The sequence below is a fragment of the Kitasatospora sp. NPDC001225 genome, assembly GCF_053597855.1.
The window spans coordinates 1-17,897 of record NZ_JBSFJC010000081.1 but is presented as its reverse complement, the minus strand read 5'-3'; the positions used below and the strand labels follow the sequence as shown (position 1 = coordinate 17,897).

The window sequence follows — 17,897 nt, the reverse complement described above, 5'->3', positions numbered from 1 at the left end:
GCTTCGTCGTACCCGCTTCCCATCCTGGAGAATGACGCCATGAGCAACCCCCAGCACCTTCAGTACACCAAGGAGCACGAGTGGCTGACGGCCGCCGTGGACGGTGTCTCCACGATCGGTATCACCAAGCACGCCGCGGACGCGCTCGGTGACATCGTCTACGTGCAGCTGCCCGAGGTCGGCGAGACCGTGACCGCCGGCGAGACCTGTGGCGAGCTGGAGTCCACCAAGTCGGTCAGCGACCTGTTCTCCCCGGTGACCGGCGAGGTCACCGAGGTCAACCCGGACGTCCTGGACAACAACGCCCTCGTCAACAGCGACCCCTTCGAGGGCGGCTGGCTGTTCAAGGTGCGCGTCGAGGCCACCGACGAGCTGCTCAGCGCCGACGAGTACGACGCGCTCACCAACCCCCAGGGCTGAGCCCCCGACGGGACGGGCCGCCGCACCGCGGTCCGTCCCGCCCTGGCCCCTTTCCCTCCTCCTCCCGGGAAGACCACACCATGACTGTTCTCAACCAGTCCCTGCACGCCCTCGACCCGGAGATCGCCGCCGCGGTCGACGCCGAGCTGCACCGCCAGCAGACCACCCTGGAGATGATCGCCTCCGAGAACTTCGCCCCGGTGGCGGTCATGGAGGCCCAGGGCTCGGTGCTCACCAACAAGTACGCGGAGGGCTACCCCGGCCGCCGCTACTACGGTGGCTGCGAGCACGTCGACGTGGTCGAGCAGATCGCGATCGACCGCATCAAGGCCCTGTTCGGGGCCGAGCACGCCAACGTCCAGCCGCACTCCGGCGCGCAGGCCAACGCCGCCGCGATGTTCGCGCTGATCCAGCCGGGCGACACCATCCTGGGCCTGAGCCTGGCCCACGGCGGTCACCTGACCCACGGCATGAAGATCAACTTCTCCGGCAAGCTCTACAACGTGGCCGCGTACCACGTGGACGAGAAGACCGGCCAGGTCGACATGGCCGAGGTCGAGCGCCTCGCCAAGGAGCACCAGCCGAAGCTGATCATCGCCGGCTGGTCCGCCTACCCGCGCCAGCTCGACTTCGCCGCGTTCCGCCGGATCGCCGACGAGGTCGGCGCGCTGCTCATGGTGGACATGGCGCACTTCGCCGGCCTGGTGGCCGCCGGGCTGCACCCGAACCCGGTGCCCTACGCGGACGTGGTCACCACCACGACCCACAAGACCCTGGGCGGCCCGCGCGGCGGCGTCATCCTGTCCAAGGCCGAGTTCGCCAAGAAGATCAACTCCGCGGTCTTCCCCGGCCAGCAGGGCGGCCCGCTGGAGCACGTGATCGCCGGCAAGGCGGTCGCCTTCAAGGTCGCGGCCTCCGAGGAGTTCAAGGAGCGCCAGCAGCGCACCCTGGACGGCGCCCGCATCCTCGCCGAGCGCCTGCTCCAGGCCGACGTGGCCGAGGCCGGCGCCAGCGTGCTCTCCGGCGGCACCGACGTCCACCTGGTCCTGGTCGACCTGCGCAACAGCCAGCTCGACGGCCAGCAGGCCGAGGACCGGCTGCACGAGGTCGGCATCACCGTCAACCGCAACGCCATCCCGAACGACCCGCGCCCGCCGATGGTCACCTCGGGCCTGCGCATCGGCACCCCGGCCCTGGCCACCCGCGGCTTCCAGGCCGAGGACTTCCGCGAGGTCGCCGACATCATCGCCGAGGCGCTCAAGCCCGCCTTCGACGAGACCGTCGCCGACGCGCTGAAGGCCCGGGTCTCCGCCCTGGCCGCGAAGTACCCGCTCTACCCGAACCTCTGATCACTCCGGTGATCGTTCGGGCGGGGTGACCGGCCTCACCCCTCCGGCGTACCAGGCACCCCGGGGCACCGCGCACACTGGAAGTGCGCGCGGTGCCCCGTCCCGTGTCGGCCCCTCCCTGCCCGCAAGTCCTTCCACGAGACCAGACAAGGACGTCCCCCGTGGCCATCAGCGTCTTCGACCTCTTCTCCATCGGCATCGGCCCGTCGAGCTCCCACACCGTGGGCCCGATGCGCGCCGCCCGGATGTTCGCCCGCCGACTGCGCACCGAGGACCTGCTGGACCGGGTGACGGGCGTACGGGCCGAGCTCTACGGCTCGCTCGGCGCCACCGGCCACGGCCACGGCACCCCGAAGGCCGTCCTGCTCGGCCTGGAGAACGCCTCGCCCCGCACCGTCGACGTCGACCAGGCCGACAAGGACGTCGAGCGGATCCTCGCCGAGAAGCGGATCAACCTGCTCGGCGAGCACCCGATCGACTTCGACCCGGACACCCAGCTGATCCTGCACCGCCGCCGCTCGCTGCCGTACCACGCCAACGGGATGACCCTGTGGGCGTACGCGGCGGACGGCTCGACCCTGCTGGAGAAGACCTACTACTCGGTCGGCGGCGGCTTCGTGGTGGACGAGGACGCGATCGGCGCGGACCGGGTCAAGCCCGACGACACCGTGCTGAAGTACCCCTTCCGCACCGGCGACGAGCTGCTGCGGCTCAGCCGGGAGACCGGGCTGTCGATCTCCGGCCTGATGCTGGAGAACGAGAAGGCCTGGCGCAGCGAGGAGGAGATCCGGACCGGTCTGCTGGAGATCTGGTCCGTGATGCAGGAGTGCGTGCGGGCCGGCATGTCCCGCGAGGGCATCCTGCCGGGCGGGCTGAAGGTCCGCCGCCGGGCCGCCTCGGGTGCCCGCGCGCTGCGCGCCGAGGGCATCGGGCCGGCCAACGCGATGGAGTGGGTGACCCTCTACGCGATGGCCGTGAACGAGGAGAACGCCTCCGGCCGCCGGGTCGTCACCGCGCCGACCAACGGCGCCGCCGGGATCATCCCGGCCGTCCTGCACTACTACCTGAACTTCATCCCGGGCGCCGACGACGACGGCATCGTCCGCTTCCTGCTCGCCGCCGGCGCCATCGGCATGCTCTTCAAGGAGAACGCCTCCATCTCCGGCGCCGAGGTCGGCTGCCAGGGTGAGGTCGGCTCCGCCTGCTCGATGGCCGCGGGCGGCCTCGCCGAGGTCCTCGGCGGCACCCCCGAGCAGGTCGAGAACGCCGCCGAGATCGGCATCGAGCACAACCTCGGCCTCACCTGCGACCCAGTCGGCGGCCTGGTCCAGATCCCCTGCATCGAGCGCAACGGCATGGCCTCCGTCAAGGCCGTCACCGCGGCCCGGATGGCGCTGCGCGGCGACGGCCGGCACCACGTCTCGCTGGACAAGGCGATCAAGACGATGAAGGAGACCGGGGCCGACATGAAGATCAAGTACAAGGAGACCTCGCGCGGCGGGCTCGCCGTCAACGTCATCGAGTGCTGAGCTGACCGGCTTTTCCGCAGGCCCCCGGGCGGTCCCCCGTTCCGCCCGGGGGCCTGCGCGTTCTCCGGATCACCCGGCCGTGGCCGCCTTCGCGGGGGTGTCGGCCGGCTCCGGGTCTGGCTTCGTCGGCTCGGGCTCGGGCTTCGGCGGCTTGATCTCCCTGGCCGCTCCCTGCTGCGGGCGCACCAGGCAGGCGAGGGCCGTCGCCGCGGCCGCCAGCAGCACCCCGCCCACGACCGTGCCGTGCAGGCCGCCGGTGACCGCCGCCCCGACGGCGTCGCGGACGGCCGCCGGGAGCCCGTCGAGGGAGGCCGGGGTCAGCCCGCCGCCGGTGAGCCGGCCGGCCTCGGCGGCCCCGAGGCGCTCCGTGAGGGAGTCGGTGAGCCGCGCCGTGTAGACCGCGCCGAGCGCCGCCATGCCGAGCGAGCCGCCGATGCTCCGCAGCAGCGTGACCACGCCCATCGCCGCGCCCATGTCCTGCGGCCGGACCGCCCCCATCGAGGTCAGCAGGGTGCTCTGCATCACCAGGCCGAGGCCGATCCCGGCGACGGCCGTGAGGGCCGAGGCCACGGCGATCGGGGTGTCGGTGCGCAGGAGCAGCAGCAGCGCGCCGCCGGCCAGGGTGACCGCGCCGCCCAGCAGCGGGTAGCGCCGCTCGCCGCCGGGCCGGCCCATCAGCCGCGCCGTCACCAGCTGGGTGCCCATCATGCCGAGCATCAGCGGCAGCAGGAGCAGCCCGCCGGCGGTGGGCGAGGCGCCCCGGGCCAGCTGCAGGTAGAGCGGCAGGTAGCCGACCAGGGCGATCATCACCGCGCCGGTGAGGAAGCCGAGCACCTGCGCCACCGTGAAGTTGCGGTCGCGGAACAGCGCGGGCGGGATCAGCGGCCCGGGGGCGCGCAGTTCGGTCCGGGCGAACCAGCCCAGCGCGACCACCGCGACGAGCGCCGTGCCGAGGAGCACCGGGGAGGTCCAGGAGTAGGCGGTGCCGCCCCAGCTGCTCACCAGGGTGAGCGCGAGGATGCCGGTGGTCAGCAGGGCGACCCCGGCCCAGTCGAACGGGGCGCGCACCCGCTCCGTCCGCAGCCGTACCCCGACGCCGACCGCGAGCAGCGCGACCAGCCCGACCGGCAGGTTGACGTAGAAGGCCCAGCGCCAGCTCAGCCGTTCGGTGAGGAAGCCGCCGAGCAGCGGTCCGCCGACGAAGGCGATCGGCATCAGCACGCCGACCACCGACTGCACCCGCGCCCGGTCGGAGGCGGGGACGAGCACCCCGATCACCGAGAGCGCACCGACCATCAACCCGCCCGCGCCGATCCCCTGGAGGCCCCGGAAGGCGATCAACTGCCCCATGTCCTGGGCGAGTCCGGCCAGCACCGAGCCGGCCAGGAACACCACCACCGCCCACTGGTAGGCGCCCTTGCGCCCGTACAGGTCGCCGAGCCGGCCCCAGAGCGGGGTGGCGGCGGCGGAGGTCAGCAGGTAGGCGGTGACCGCCCAGGAGAGGTGCTCCAGCCCGCCGAGGTCGCCGACGATGGTCGGCAGCGCGGTGCCGATGATCTGGCCGTCGAGGGCCGAGAGGAAGATGCCGAGCATCAGTCCGACGACGCCGAGCAGCGGCGGCTTGGGCCGCTCGTCGGCCTGCTCCTTGTTCTGGCCCCCGCTCTGTTCCGTGGCCATGCCGTCCGCCCCCTTCCCCGGCTCAGGCCGCGAACGGGCGGGCCCGGCGGGCGTCCCGCAGTGCCTGCGCCCACCAGGTGAGCTGGTCGAGCATGGTCTTGGCGGCATTGTCGGCGGCCGGGTCGATCGCCTTGCCCTCGGCGTCGAAGCACTGCGAGGCGCCGTGGAAGCTGACCGTGTTGCGGATCGTGGCGGCGTTCAGCTCGGCCATCACCACCCGCAGCTGCTCGACCGCCCGCAGGCCGCCGGACAGGCCGCCGTACGAGACGAAGCCGACCGGCTTGCCGTGCCACTGCCGGTTGTGCCAGTCGATGGCGTTCTTCAGCGGGGCCGGGAAGCTGTGGTTGTACTCGGGCGTGACGATCACGAAGGCGTCGGCCGCCTCCAGCCGGGGCGACACGGCGGCCAGCAGCGCGGCGTCGTCCGGGGAGAGCTCGCCGCCGAAGGACGGGAAGGTGACGGGCAGCGGGGTCTCCACCAGGTCGATCCGGTCGGCGGTCAGGTCGCCGCGCGCCTCGAGGTGGCCGAGCAGCCAGTCGGCGACCACCGGGCCGAAGCGGCCGTCGCGGGTGCTGCCGACGAGGACGGCGACCTTCAGGTTCTGCTCGTTGGACGCCTGCTCGCTGGACGTCCGCTCGTTGGACTTCCGCTCGCTGGACTTCTGCTCCGTGGACATGGGAGTCCCCCTCCGGGATGGCTGGCGTGTACGGCGTATCCGTCTCGAATACAACGTACACATCGACGTGTACGGCGTCCACTGCCGATACGCCGTACACAGGAGGGTGCTACGGTGGGACCGACCCCCAGTCGGAAGGAGCCCGCCCCCATGCCCGCTCAGCAGGCCCCCACCGGGGACACCCCCGCCGGCGACGACAGGCCCCCGGCGTCACTCTGGGAGCGCCTGGACCGCCCGGCCCCCGCCCCGCGCACCACCCTGACCCCGCAGCGGATCGCCGAGGCCGCCGTCGCCGTCGCCGACGCCGAGGGCCTGGACGCCGTCACCATGCGCCGACTGGCCGCCGAACTCGGCGTCGCCCCGATGGCCGCCTACCGGTACGTCTCCGGCAAGGACGAACTCATCGAGCTGATGGTCGACTTCGTCTACGGCCGGCTCCCCCTGGACGCCGCCCCCGCCGAGGACTGGCGGGAGACCATGCGCGCCCTCGCCCTCCACCTGCGGGCCATGCACCTGGCCCACCCGTGGACCGTCCGGGCGGCCACCCCGTTCTCCCTCAGCCCGAACCAACTCGCCGTCCCCGAGCACGCGTTCGCCGCCCTGGCCGAGCACGGCCTGGACGCCGACACCACCATGGCGGTGTTCCGCACCGTCACCGGCTACGTCCACGGCTCGGTCACCACCGAGGTCACCCTGGACACCCTGCGCCGCGAGCGCGGCTGGTCCGACGGCGACCAGACCCGGGCCGGCCTCGCCCCCCGGATGACCTGGCTGATGGGCACCGGCCGCTACCCCAACTACCAGCGCTACCTCCACGCGGCCACCCGCAAGGACGACCCCGACTGGCAGTTCGAAACCGGCCTCGACTGCGTCCTCGACGGCATCGCCGCCCACTTCGCCCTCTGACCGGGCCGCCCACGGAGTGGGAAGTCGGCCGGTCCGACTTCCCACTCCGCCCTTCCTACCTGCCGGCCGCCCCGGCCCCCAGCCGCGCGGCGACGGCACCCAGCCGGCCCATCGCGTGGGCCACGCCCAGGCCGTCCATGTAGTCCCGCACGTGCACCAGCAGGCCGTCCCGGGCACGCATCACCAGCAGGCCCGGCACGGTGAACGGCTCCCCGGTGGTGGCGAGCGTCCCGACCACCTGCTGCTCGACGGTCAGCACCTCCGGGTCGGCCCCCAGGTGGACGGCCACCTCCCGGATCTCCCGCGGCCGCGCCGCACTCGCACCCCAGGCGGCCCGGTAGCCGGCCCGGATCTCCTCCCGCCCCCGGTACCGCTCCGGCATCCCGGGGAACAGGAACGGGAACTCGTGCACCCCGTCCACGGCGTACAGCTCTGCGAGAGCGTCCGCGTCCAGGTCGAGCATCGCCCGCCGGTAGCGGACGAGCAGGTCGAGCGGGCTGGGTGTGCTGGGCGGGCTGGGCGTGGCGGAATCCGGCATGACGGCGGCCCCTTCGGCAGCGGACGGGGACGCCAGGATCCCTCTGCGGCAATCGACTTGGCCCCCGCGCATCGATCGATGGCCCCAACCCTAGCCGCCGGAAGTCGGCTCCCCCTCGACGACCTGACAGCCGCCGCGCCCCCGCAGGCTTCGCCCGGCACCGAGGGGCCGTCCTCGCACCCCCGGGATCCACACCTGCGAGTCCTGCGCTCCGTTCACGGCCCTCGGCCAACCAGCCGCGCTGCACAGGAAGTCGGCCGGTCCGACTTCCTGTGTGGCGGCAGCCGCCGACAACGCCTACCCGGCCGGCCGCTCGCCGGCGAGGACCAGGCGGTAGCCGTAGTCCATGCTGTCCCGGTCGAGCAGGTCGGCGTACCGCCGGTGCCACGCCCCCGAGGCGAGGTCGGCCCGCAGCCGTTCGACGGCCGGCTCGACCACCTCCGGTGGCAGCTGCGCGAAGGTCGAACTGGCCTGCCGGACCACCGGGTCCAGGTAGTGCTCGGGCCGCCGCCAGTGGGCGATCTGGAAGCCGTCGGTGAAGTCCCAGGGGACGGGGAAGGGCAGCACGGTGTGCGCGTCCAGGGCCTCCACCACCTCCTCCAGCGGCGTGAAGCGGGAGTCCTCCAACTCCCTGATCTCCGGCAGGTAGTCCTCCAGCAGCCACAGCTGCGGCCGGTGCGCCGGGTCCCAGGTGAACACCGCCTGCCGCCGCGCGACCCGCCGCAGCTCGGCCAGCCCGCGCCGCGGGTCCGACCAGTGGTGGACGGTCAGGACGGCCATCGCCGCGTCGAACGCACCGTCCTCGAAGGGCAGTTGCTCGGCCGAGGCCTTGACCTTCCGCTCCCCCGGATGCTGGTCGAGCATGACCTGCGACGGGTCGACGGCCGTGACCTCGGCGTCCTCCGGCTCGTACGACCCTGCCCCCGCACCGACGTTGACCACCGTGCGCGCTCCCCGCAGCGCCGACCCGATCAACGCGTGCAGCCGCGGATCGGGCCGACGGACCTGCCGGTACCCGACGCCGATCCGGTCGTACCTCGCCGTCCGGCTCTCCTGCCCCGCGTGTCCCATCCGACCAGCCCATCAAACGGGACCACCGGAGGCAACCGCTTCGCGTGAACCCGCACCGACGGGGGAGGCCGTGGCGGTAGCGTCGGCCGCATGACCGAACTCAGCGACTGGACCTACGTGGTGACCGACATCGAGGTGGACGGCCCGTGGCCGGGACCGAACTCGATGCGGTCCTTCGCGTCCGTGGCCACGACCATGGACGGCCGGACCTTCGGCGAGTTCGAAGCCGTCCTCGAACCGCTTCCCGGATCGGCCCCGAACCCGCGCACGAAGGAGTGGTTCGACTCCGAGCCGGGCGCCTGGGAGGCCGCGACGACGAACCCGGAGCCCGTCACCGACGTCATGACCGGGTACGTCGAGTGGGTCCGGTCCCTGCCCGGCCGGCGGGCGTTCGCCGCGGCACCCCTGTCGTTCGACGGAACCTGGATCGACTACTACCTGCGCCGGTTCACCTCCTTCGGACTGCACCAGGGCCCCTACGAGCAGGATCTCCTCTTCCACGGCCCGGCCCTGTGCCTGCGCTCGTACACGGCGGCACTGACCGGCCGACCGCCCGCGGACCTCCCGGCACCGGCACTGCCCCCGCACTGGCTCGGCGGCGTGCGGCACACCCACAAGGCCCTCGACGACGCGCGCGGCTTCGCCGAGCTGCTGCACTTCCTCACCCGGAACTCCGGGACGCCCGCCATCACCTTCGACACCTGAGGACCACCCCGCGACCACCGGTTCCCCGGTCACGCCTCCGGAAACGGCGGAGCATCGTCCATGACCCGCAGCAGCCTCCGCGCAGCCCCAGCCTCCTCCGGCCGCACGGAGGAGGCCACACCCACGATGACCGACCAACCCGCGTGGACGGCCCTCCTCGCGGCCGCCTCCAAGTCGACCTGCGGCCGACGGCTCGCGCCGTGCCGGTCGCCGGCTGCCGCGGCGGCGGAGTGCCACTGGTCGGCCTGGCAGATGCTTCCCAGCAGGTCCAACAACTCGGCCTTGCAGACCACGTGCGGCGCCCCGACCAGTTCGAGCAGGAACGGGACTGTGGGAGCCGTCGCCTCGCCGACGACGAACCCCAGCGCGCAGACGGCATCGGCCAGTTCACCGACAGACCTGCGGGCCGCGCCCTCGTCCCCGTAGGCGATCCGGGACAGTAGCGGGGGAATGCGGCCGGCCGGAGCCCCGGTCACATCGCGCAGCTCTCCCCAGCGAACCCCGGACACCGTCCTCAACAGACGTCCCACCCCTGCCCCTCCATCCGATCCTCGCGCGAGAAGTCGGCCGGCCCGACTTCTCGCGCGGCCCAACACTCCTACCGCCGCCCCGGAAGCACCAGGAAGGCCCCCCGGCCAAGACGACAAGCCCACAATCGACCAACCCGCCAGGACAACCCTCCGCGCGGCCGCCTCCAAGCCGGGCTGCGGCCGACAGCTCGCCGCCCCGATCCCCCGTCGCATCCCACAGCTCACCCCGGCGGCCCCCGAAAACCGCCCTCCGCAGCCTTCCCCCACCGCGAGCGACCCGGGGCCCTCGCGTGAGAAGTCGGCCGGTCCGACTTCTCACGCGGGCCGACGCACCAACCGCCACCCCGGAAGCACCAAGAAGGCCAACCCCCGGCCAGATCAGCGAGCCCGCAACCGACCAGCCCACCTCTCGACCGCCTCCGACAACTCGCCGTTGCCGACCACATGTGGCACCCCGACCAGTCCGAGCAGGAACGGCACCATGGGAGCCATCGCCTCGCCGACAACGAACCCCAGCGCGCAGACAGCATCGGCCAGTTCACCAACAGCCCTGCGGGCCGCGCCCCCGTCCCCGTAGGCGATCCGGGACAGCAACAGGGGAACGCGGTCGGCCGGAGCCCCCTTCGCATCACGCGGTTCTCCCCAGCTGACCCCGGAAACCGCCCTCCGCAGAGTTCCCGCACCTCGAGCGAACCGGGGCCCTCGCGCGAGAAGTCGGCCGGTCCGACTTCTCGCGCGGGCCGAGGCCCCTACCGCCGAGCCGGGAGCGCCAGGAAGGCCAGCCCTCCGGCCGGGACGGCGAGCCCGCGACGGCGACTCGGCCTTGCGGACCGTGTGTGGCGCCCCGGGCAGGTCGAGTAGGAACGGCACGGACGACGAACCTCAGCGGGCGTACGGCATCGGTCAGTTCACCGACAGACCTGCGCCCCCACAGGCGATCCGGGACAGCAGCCGGGGAAAGTGCCCGGCCACACCGCGCGGTTGTCCCCTTGGCAGGGTTCCTGCAGTGCGAGCACCCCCGGGGCCGCTAGCGGCGGGCTGGGAGGGCCAGGAAGGCCAGGCCTCCGGCGAGGATGGCGAGGCCGTACCAGGAGGCGGTGGGCAGGCGTTCGTCGAGGGCGGCTACGCCGAGTACTGCGGCGACGGCGGGTTCGGCGAGGGTCAGGGTGGTGGCGGTCTGGGCGGTGGTGTGGCGTAGGCCGTGGCCGAAGAGCCAGTAGGCGAGGAAGGTGGTGATCACCGCGAGGTGCAGCACCACGCCTGCCCCGCGCGGCGTGAGCAGCCAGCCCGTGGGGCCGCACAGCAGTACCGGGAGGACGATCAGCGCTCCGCCGCCGAACATCGCGCCCATCACCCCGCCGGAGGGGTGTCCGCCGGCGATCAGCCGCCCGCCGATCAGCGAGTAGACGGCGTACGAGAGTCCCGAGAGCGCGGCCAGGAGCACGCCCGGCAGGTCCACCGTCGCGCTGCCGCCCGCGAGTTCGGGGCCGAGCACGAGGAGGGCGCAGCCGAGTACGGCCAGTGCGGTGGCACCGGCCCAGCGTCCGCCGGGCCGTCCCTGTCGGGTGAGCCAGCCGAGCAGTCCGGTGAACACCGGCGCGCTGCCGAGCGCGATGACGGTGGCGACGGCCACGCCGGTACGGCTCACGGCCGGGTAGAAGGTCACCGGGTATCCGGCGACCGCGATGGCGCCGGCCGCGAGCAGCCACCGCTCGTGCGGCCCGCACTTCCGGGGGAGTACGCGGGCGGTGCGGTCGGTGAGGAAGAGGAGCAGCCCGCCGAGGACCAGCCCGGCGGCTCCGATTCCCGCGGCCGGGGCGCCTGCGGGTGCCAGCGAACTGGCCGTCCCGGTGGTGCCCCAGAGCACGGCGGCGGTCAGGATCGGCACCACGCCGCCACGCGGGCGGGTGCGGCGGGCGCGGCGGGGGGCCGTGGGGAGGGTGCGGGCAGGTGAGGGCAAACGATTCGGCACAGTCGTGAACTTCCGTCGTCGAAGACCGTCAGGGGAACGGGTTTCCGAGAACGGGCGCACGCCGCCAACCCACGGCGGCCACTGTCGGGCCGAGCCGGGGTCGTGGGGGGTCAAGCCACCGAAGCGCGCGCCCGATCAGGCGCTGAGCGGTGGCAGCACGACGTGCCAGTACAGGTTCACGCGTCGATGGTACCGACCGGCGGGCATGAGAAGTCGGCCGATCCGACTTCTCACGCGGCGAAGGCCGTTGACGCGTCCTCACCCCGCAGGAACGGTCTCCTCGCGGCAGTCGCGGGGTTCGGGGCGATGGTGGCCGCCCGCCCCACGCGCCCCCGGGAGGCCGTCACGCCCCTCCCGGGGGCGCGTCTCCTCGGCCGTGCAACCACCGGCGGCCCGCCCTCGACTTCCGGACCATAGCGGACCGTTCATTCCTCCCTACGCTGAGTGTCGACCCCATCGGCCCACCGGAAGGACCCGCTCGTGCGCCGCTCCAGCCTCGTGCTGTCCCTGGCCCTGACCACCGTGGTCGCCTCCGCCCTGATGGCCGCCGACGTCGTGAAGGACGAGCCCTACCTGTCCGTGACCCTGCCGGTGCTCCGCGATCCGAAGGCCCAGCAGCTGCTCCACCACATGACGGACCCGGTGCAGGAGTGGGTGGAGTCCCGGGATCCGGCGGCGGCCGGCTACGCCGGGACGGTGATCGACGCGGCGAACCAGCACGCCGACATCTACTGGAAGGGCGAGACCCCGGCCCAGGTCCGTTCCCTGCTGGACGCGAACGCCGCGGACGTCGGCCCCGGCTACACCGTCGACGTCCATCCGAGCCCGTACTCCCGCGCGGAGATGCGCGCCGCGATCGACCGGTTCACGGCCGCGGTGGCGCGCGACGCGTGGACGTCGATCGGCCCGCAGGAGGACGGCACCGCCATCGCGATCACGTACGCGCCGGCGCCGGCGAAGCAGCTGACCGGCGGCGACGCGACCGTGCAGGCGTACTCCTCGCGGGCCGCCGAGATCGCCGGGATGCCGGTGTCGGCCGGCGTCGAGGAGACACCGGTGGCGCTGTCCGGCAACCGGCACTCCGACAGCGCGCCGTACTACGCGGGCGCCGAGGTGAACACCGGAAAGGCGTCGTTCTGCTCGACGGCGTTCAGCGGCTGGAAGGGCGGGACGAAGGTGGTGCTGACCGCCGCGCACTGCGGTGGCGGCCGGTACTACAACGGCACCGGCAGCTACATCGGCGACCTGGCCGCGGTCGGCAACGGCCTGGACGTCGGCATGATCGCGGTCAACGGGAACGGCGGCGGCCGGTTCTACGACGGTTCCTGGTCGGACAACGGCGGCTCGTCCCGGCACACGTACGGCGCCGGGCGGAACAACGTCGGGGACCTGATCTGCCTGAGCGGCGCCCAGTCGGGGTGGAGGTGCGACGTGCAGGTCAAGCGGGTCGACGTGGAGACGACGAACGACGAGGGCACCAAGATCAAGCCGGTGGACATCGCGGAGTCGAAGGGCGGCGACCGCCGGGCGGTCGCCGCGAAGGGCGACAGCGGCGGCCCCGCACTGGCGAACCCGTCCGGCCCGAACGGCGACATGGAGGCCCGCGGCGTCATCGTCGCCGCCCGCTCGGAGGTCGCCTGCCCGCCCGGATCGACGGCGCACCAGACGACCTGCTACGCGCAGGTGCTGTACGTGCCGATGACGCCGGTGGTCAACCAGATGGGCTTCTCGATCTCCTGAGGGCGTCATCGACGCGCCCCGAAGCGCGAGAAGTCGGCCGGTCCGACTTCTCGCGCAGGCCCCTCAGGTGGAGAGAGGGTCAGCGGCGGTGACGGCGGCCCTGGCCGCGTCGTCGGCGAACACGGCGAGCACGGCGAACTCGGCGCGAGCGGACGCCACATCCGCCGCGAAGCCCTCGTCCGGCCCGAACCGCCGGAGAACGTCGTTCAGCGCGGCTCCGTTGCCCGAGGGGGCGGCCCGACCAGCGCGACGCGGCGGCCGCCCCGGGCGTGAGCGCCGGGGCTCCTTGGCAGGTCGCACGGTCACCGCGCGGCCGGGTGCAGGCCGACGATGGGCCATCTCGGGCCGGTGTCCGGGGCGCCCTGCCAGGCCCACTGGGAGTCAGGGGTGACGGTGATGCCGTAGTCGTACAGGTCGGGGCGGCCCAGCGCCTCCCACTGGGACCAGGCGGCCAGCACCTCGTCGCCGAGGCGGCGCGGCCCGCCCTGAAGGAGCTGCGGCAGCTCACCGTCGCTCCGTGCGACGAGGGTGGCCCATGACCGGTGGCCGTCGTGGATCCAGGCGTTGGTGCCGTCGGCATCCCGGGCGGTGAGCAGCACGGCGTCCGGGACGGCGACGCGCAGCGCGAACCGGAGGTGCCAGTCCTCCAGGCCGACCGGGTCGCGGTTCAACGCCCTGCTGGTCTCGGGTTCGGTGTCACCGCGCACCTGCGCATAGGCGGCGGGCCCACCGTCCGGCTGGGCCGGAGCGTGCCGGTCGCCCATGAACTGGGCCAGGCCCTGGACCCAGCCGGTGGCGGACTGTCCGTCGTCGGCGACGGTGAGGGCGATGTGTCCGAGCCGGCCCCAGGGGTAGACGATCCGTCCGCCCGGTCGTACCGCCTTCACCCAGGACCAGGGGACGGTCTCGACGGCGTAGGTGGCGTGCAGCCGGTCGACCTGGCCACCCCCCGGCACCCCGCCGTCGGTGCCGTCGCCCGCCGTCACCTCGGCGTCGAGCCCGGCGGCCGCGAGCCGGGTGCGGGCGAACGCGGCCAAGCGCTCGTCGACTTCGGTGCCGACCACCAGGCCGGGCCCGGCCCGCCAGGCGGCCAGTGCCGCCGTCCAGCCCTGGCCGGTGCCGAGGTCCCACACCCGGTGCCCCGGTTCCACGCGGAGGCTGTCCAGCATGTCCGCCACCACGGAAGGCGCGGACAGCGACGAGGACGGCCGGCCGCCGTCGAGCTGGGTGACGGCCGCCGAGTAGACCCCGGAGTACAGCTCGTCCGCCCAACCGGCCGGATCCACCGCGCGGTCGACCGGCACGTAGGCCCGACCGTCCCACCGCCACAACCGGTCCGGCGCGAACCGGTCACGCGGCAGCACGGCGAAGGCGTCGCGTAGCCATGGCGAGTCGACCGGCCACGCCCCGCCCCGCTCCATCGCCGAGTCCAGGCGCGTCCGGCACCCGGCCAAGTCCTCGTCAGCGGCCACTACTTGCGGTGCTTTCCGTCGGACGGCGGCTGGGGCGGGACCTCGCCATCGGCGTTGCCGGGCGGGGGCGTTCCCTGCCCGGGGTCCGGCGGCGGCTTCTCGTGCTCACCCATCCCGGCTTCCCCTTCGGTCGGGTGCAACGGTCGGCAATCACTCTGGCGCGGCACCGCACCAGGAGGTAGAGGCGTGCGGGAGCTGCCAGGGGCGCGTGCGCGCAGGAAGTCGACCCGGCCGACTTCCTGCGCATCAGGCCCGTGACGTGTCAAAACAGGGATGCTTGCGTCCGCTCGGCTTCGCCGCCCTTGCCATCATCGTCCCCCCGCGCCGCCACAGCGCTGGCAAAATCGTCGTCGATGTACGGCACGCCGCCGTAACTCCCGCCGAGGTACCGCCGCTCGCGGTTCTCCTCCTGGCGCGGCTTGAAGTCGGCGAGGGCGAACAGCTCCGTCTCGCCGTGCTCGTTCTTCTCCACGAACCAGACCTGGTCCCGCCGCAGGACGTCCTCGCCGTCGGTTCGGCCGAGCAGGCTGGCATCGTGCGAGGTGAAGATCAGCTGGGCACCGTTCGGGTTGGTCGCGGAATTCTGGAACAGCCCGATCAGGCGCGCTGTCAGGATCGGGTGGAGGCTCGAATCGATCTCGTCCACCACGAAGGTGCCACCCCGACGGAGCGCCCCCATGAAGAGAGGTGCCTGCCGCAGGAGGGCCTGGGTGCCCTCGGACTCCTCGGAAACGTCCATCCTGACGATCCCGTCGCGCCCGCGATGGCCTATCCAGGGGCGCATGACCTCACGCGGTCCGTGCTCTTCGAGTTCCTCCAGCCGCCACGGCGGAATGCGCGTACCGTAGCGCTTCCGCAGCTCTTCCTCGTCGAGCAGCACGCGCTCCGTGCCGCATTCCGCGATCCCGAGGTCTGCGGCACGCAGGAGCGCGATGAACTCAGGGTGCCGGTCCGGGTTTTCGAGGATCCGCGCTGTACCGATGCGGCCAGGGCCCTGCATTCGCCGGCTGAACTGGAGGCTTCGGGCGAACCAGTCGTACACAGGGCGGAAGTCGTCCTGCCGGGAGCGTGCCGCGAGGGACATGAAGAGGACGTTGGGCTCGGTGATGTTCTCGACCAGCTCCAGCTCTCGCCGGTGCTGCGAGTCACCGATCTCCAGCCCGTCGACCGAACGCTCGAAGATCTTGCGCTTCCTGCCGTGGGGGAAGCTGTGCAGCCATTCGTCGACCACCCGGTCGTCGTCCACGCTGAACCCGTAGGTGTAGCGGATCCCGTCGATCAGCAGGTCCACCACGTACCAGGACGGTTCCCCGCGCGCCGCCTCTTCGAGCCGGAAGGGTTGACGGGCCACGCCCCCGTCCGGCTCCGCGTCGCGATGCGAGCTGACGACCATCCTGGTCATGTACGCCAGGGCATCGATGATCGAGCGGTGGCATCTGTGATCCCCCCTTCGCGGGCTGTGGGGCCTTTCTGTGCAAGTGAACAGACCTCACTCGCCGAGGCCCCCGACTGGCGCGAGAAGTCGGCCGGGCCGACTTCTCGCGCGGCCGGCGGATGGCCGCGCCACCCACGACGGCCCCGGGTGTTCCGTCCCGTGAGGTCGGGGATGCGGGTGCCACCGGTGGCGTCGGCGCCGCGAAAACCCCGGCGGGCCTTCTGGGCGCTGCCGTAGGATCCGGGCCCGTGCAGAGTGACGATACGACCGGGTCCGAGAGTGTCCAGGGGGCCGAGGAGCCCAGCGGCCTCCGGGCGATCTGGGCGAACACCCTGGAGCCGGTGGCTCCGCTGCCCTGGTACCGGCGGGTGCCCCGCAATGCCGTGATCGCGGCGGGCGTGGTCGTCGGCCTGTTCGCCGCGGTGACCGTCGCGGCGGTGACCGGGTTCGGCGCGCCGACGCGGCACCGGATCGTGCTCGCGGACCGGATCGGCGACCAGGTGCGGCTCCCGGACGAGGACAGCATCCTGACCCTGCGCGCCGACTACGAGCGGCAGATGACGGCCCTGCGGCCGTACCGGGAGCTGACGGTGGCCGGCTACGGCCCCGCCGGGTCGACCGAAACCACGCTGACCGTGATCGGGCTAACCGGCAGCTTCCCGGACGTCCGGCGGGAGCTGGACAAGTACTTCGGCACGGAGACGCAGACGGCGGGCGCCCCGTCGGACGACCCGGTGGTGGTCGGGCGCCAGGACTACCCGGCCGGCCCCCTCGGCGGCGCGATGGACTGCGCGGTGCTCGACTTCCCGGCCGTGCCCCAGACCACCTGCGCCTGGGCGGACGGCAGCACCGTCGGCATCGTCGTCGACGAGACGGGCGCCAGCGAGCCCGGGGAACTGGCCCGGCGCACGCTGGACATCCGGGCGGCCGTCGAGGTCGAGGCGAAGGACTGATCGACGGTCCGGCCGGAACCGCCGTGGCCCGGGCCGCCGCTCACATGCTGGGCGAGGAGCCGGACCGGGAGCCTTGGAACTGACGCCCCCACCACGGGGGTTGAGCGCGAGAAGTCGGCCCACCCGACTTCTCGCGCGGCCGGTGACAGGACCGGCGGCGGGGCCGGTCAGTCCCGGTGCGGCTCCGGGGACCACCGGCCGAGCCACTGGTCGGCGCCGAAGGCCTCGAAGCGCTCCACCTCGGTGAAGCCCAGCTTCGCGGCGAGGCGCATCGAGGGGAGGTTGGCGGTCTGGGTGGCGAGCACCACCGGCTCGCCGGGCAGCACGCCGGTGAACCAGTCGAGGACCGCCGCGCACGCCTCGGCGGCGTAGCCGCGACCCCAGGCCTGCGGCAGGAACAGGTAGCCGAGCTCGGCCTGCTCACCGACCCGGCCGACGCGCCCCGCCTCCTTGCGGAGCAGGACCTGGCCGATCGTCTCCCCGTCGAGATCGACGGCGAAGACCCCGGGGCTCCGGCTGGGCGCCCCGGGCATCTCGCGCTCGACCTCGTCCCGCGGCTTGGGGCCACCGAGGTAGGTGTTCACCTCCGCCGAGGCCAGCAGCTCGACGAACGCCGCACGGTCCCGGGCCTCGGGCTCGCGGAGTACGAGCCGCTCGGTCCTGATCGGGGCGGGCGGCCAGGGCAGCGGGCGCATACAGGTCTCCTGATCCTCTCGGGCGCCGGTTGCCGACGCCGTCGAAGATCAGGACGCGCTCCGGCGGAGCGCCAGTTGCGCGTCTCCGCAGGTCGCGGGCTCAGCCGTGCGGGTTGGCCGGGGTGGGGAGGGCGAGTGTGAGGTGGACCGCCGGGCGAGGTGCCAGCCTGTGGGCTGGTCCTTTTCCCAGCGGCCTCCTCCCGAACCCGTCGTGCGACGTTAACCGCAA

General features: G+C 72.9%; 16 protein-coding genes. 7 read left to right on the top strand and 9 right to left on the bottom strand.

Features of this window, described 5'->3' with window-relative positions; genetic code table 11:
• Nucleotides 1–39 precede the first annotated feature (39 nt).
• From gcvH to ACWDCZ_RS25285, 3 genes are all read left to right on the top strand, one after another.
• Nucleotides 40–420 carry a glycine cleavage system protein GcvH gene (gene gcvH / locus ACWDCZ_RS25295; protein WP_049649096.1) on the top strand — a complete coding sequence of 127 codons (381 nt, stop codon included), beginning with the start codon at nt 40–42 and terminating at the stop codon, nt 418–420.
• 80 nt (nt 421–500) lie between these two features.
• Nucleotides 501–1,769: a serine hydroxymethyltransferase gene (gene glyA / locus ACWDCZ_RS25290; protein ID WP_049649095.1), complete on the top strand. Its 1,269-nt coding sequence runs from the start codon at nt 501–503 to the stop codon at nt 1,767–1,769.
• 161 nt (nt 1,770–1,930) lie between these two features.
• Complete coding sequence (locus tag ACWDCZ_RS25285; protein ID WP_074001486.1) at nt 1,931–3,298, top strand: L-serine ammonia-lyase; 1,368 nt, start codon at nt 1,931–1,933, stop codon at nt 3,296–3,298.
• Between the two features lie 69 nt (nt 3,299–3,367).
• Here ACWDCZ_RS25285 and ACWDCZ_RS25280 read toward each other — a convergent pair whose 3' ends face one another.
• Together ACWDCZ_RS25280 and ACWDCZ_RS25275 are read right to left on the bottom strand one after the other, a co-directional pair.
• Entirely contained in the window at nt 3,368–4,975 is a 1,608-nt protein-coding gene (locus ACWDCZ_RS25280) for an MDR family MFS transporter (RefSeq protein WP_449817034.1), read from the bottom strand.
• A 22-nt stretch (nt 4,976–4,997) separates the two neighbouring features.
• Entirely contained in the window at nt 4,998–5,651 is a 654-nt protein-coding gene (locus ACWDCZ_RS25275; protein ID WP_117489613.1) for an NADPH-dependent FMN reductase, read from the bottom strand.
• Between the two features lie 150 nt (nt 5,652–5,801).
• On the opposite strand from ACWDCZ_RS25275, the gene ACWDCZ_RS25270 reads away from it, so the two are divergent.
• The gene (locus ACWDCZ_RS25270) at nt 5,802–6,557 is read left to right on the top strand and encodes a TetR/AcrR family transcriptional regulator (protein WP_387822119.1); all 756 of its coding nucleotides are present in this window, start codon (nt 5,802–5,804) and stop codon (nt 6,555–6,557) included.
• Nucleotides 6,558–6,612: 55 nt separating this feature from the next.
• Here ACWDCZ_RS25270 and ACWDCZ_RS25265 read toward each other — a convergent pair whose 3' ends face one another.
• Together ACWDCZ_RS25265 and ACWDCZ_RS25260 are read right to left on the bottom strand one after the other, a co-directional pair.
• Complete coding sequence (locus ACWDCZ_RS25265) at nt 6,613–7,095, bottom strand: nuclear transport factor 2 family protein (RefSeq protein ID WP_449817033.1); 483 nt, start codon at nt 7,093–7,095, stop codon at nt 6,613–6,615.
• Between the two features lie 297 nt (nt 7,096–7,392).
• Nucleotides 7,393–8,166, bottom strand: coding sequence for a class I SAM-dependent methyltransferase (locus ACWDCZ_RS25260; RefSeq protein WP_117489609.1), 774 nt, complete (start codon nt 8,164–8,166; stop codon nt 7,393–7,395).
• 90 nt (nt 8,167–8,256) lie between these two features.
• Here ACWDCZ_RS25260 and ACWDCZ_RS25255 point away from each other — a divergent pair, with 90 nt between their 5' ends.
• The gene (locus ACWDCZ_RS25255) at nt 8,257–8,871 is read left to right on the top strand and encodes a hypothetical protein (protein WP_387822111.1); all 615 of its coding nucleotides are present in this window, start codon (nt 8,257–8,259) and stop codon (nt 8,869–8,871) included.
• 29 nt (nt 8,872–8,900) lie between these two features.
• Here ACWDCZ_RS25255 and ACWDCZ_RS25250 read toward each other — a convergent pair whose 3' ends face one another.
• Entirely contained in the window at nt 8,901–9,401 is a 501-nt protein-coding gene (locus ACWDCZ_RS25250; RefSeq protein WP_449817032.1) for a hypothetical protein, read from the bottom strand.
• 1,027 nt (nt 9,402–10,428) lie between these two features.
• A complete protein-coding gene (locus ACWDCZ_RS25245) occupies nt 10,429–11,292 on the bottom strand; it encodes a DMT family transporter (RefSeq protein WP_449817031.1) in 864 nt (287 codons plus the stop codon).
• A gap of 561 nt (nt 11,293–11,853) precedes the next feature.
• Here ACWDCZ_RS25245 and ACWDCZ_RS25240 point away from each other — a divergent pair.
• Complete coding sequence (locus tag ACWDCZ_RS25240) at nt 11,854–13,113, top strand: chymotrypsin family serine protease (RefSeq protein ID WP_049649075.1); 1,260 nt, start codon at nt 11,854–11,856, stop codon at nt 13,111–13,113.
• Nucleotides 13,114–13,415: 302 nt separating this feature from the next.
• Here the strand turns inward: ACWDCZ_RS25240 and ACWDCZ_RS25235 are convergent, their stop codons facing one another.
• Both ACWDCZ_RS25235 and ACWDCZ_RS25230 read right to left on the bottom strand, forming a co-directional pair.
• The gene (locus ACWDCZ_RS25235) at nt 13,416–14,477 is read right to left on the bottom strand and encodes a methyltransferase domain-containing protein (RefSeq protein ID WP_449817030.1); all 1,062 of its coding nucleotides are present in this window, start codon (nt 14,475–14,477) and stop codon (nt 13,416–13,418) included.
• A gap of 370 nt (nt 14,478–14,847) precedes the next feature.
• Entirely contained in the window at nt 14,848–16,005 is a 1,158-nt protein-coding gene (locus ACWDCZ_RS25230; protein ID WP_449817041.1) for an AAA family ATPase, read from the bottom strand.
• A gap of 263 nt (nt 16,006–16,268) precedes the next feature.
• Between ACWDCZ_RS25230 and ACWDCZ_RS25225 the strand changes: the two genes are divergently transcribed.
• Entirely contained in the window at nt 16,269–16,973 is a 705-nt protein-coding gene (locus tag ACWDCZ_RS25225; protein WP_449817029.1) for a hypothetical protein, read from the top strand.
• Between the two features lie 167 nt (nt 16,974–17,140).
• Here the strand turns inward: ACWDCZ_RS25225 and ACWDCZ_RS25220 are convergent, their stop codons facing one another.
• A complete protein-coding gene (locus ACWDCZ_RS25220; protein ID WP_449817028.1) occupies nt 17,141–17,668 on the bottom strand; it encodes a GNAT family N-acetyltransferase in 528 nt (175 codons plus the stop codon).
• Nucleotides 17,669–17,897: the final 229 nt, after the last annotated feature.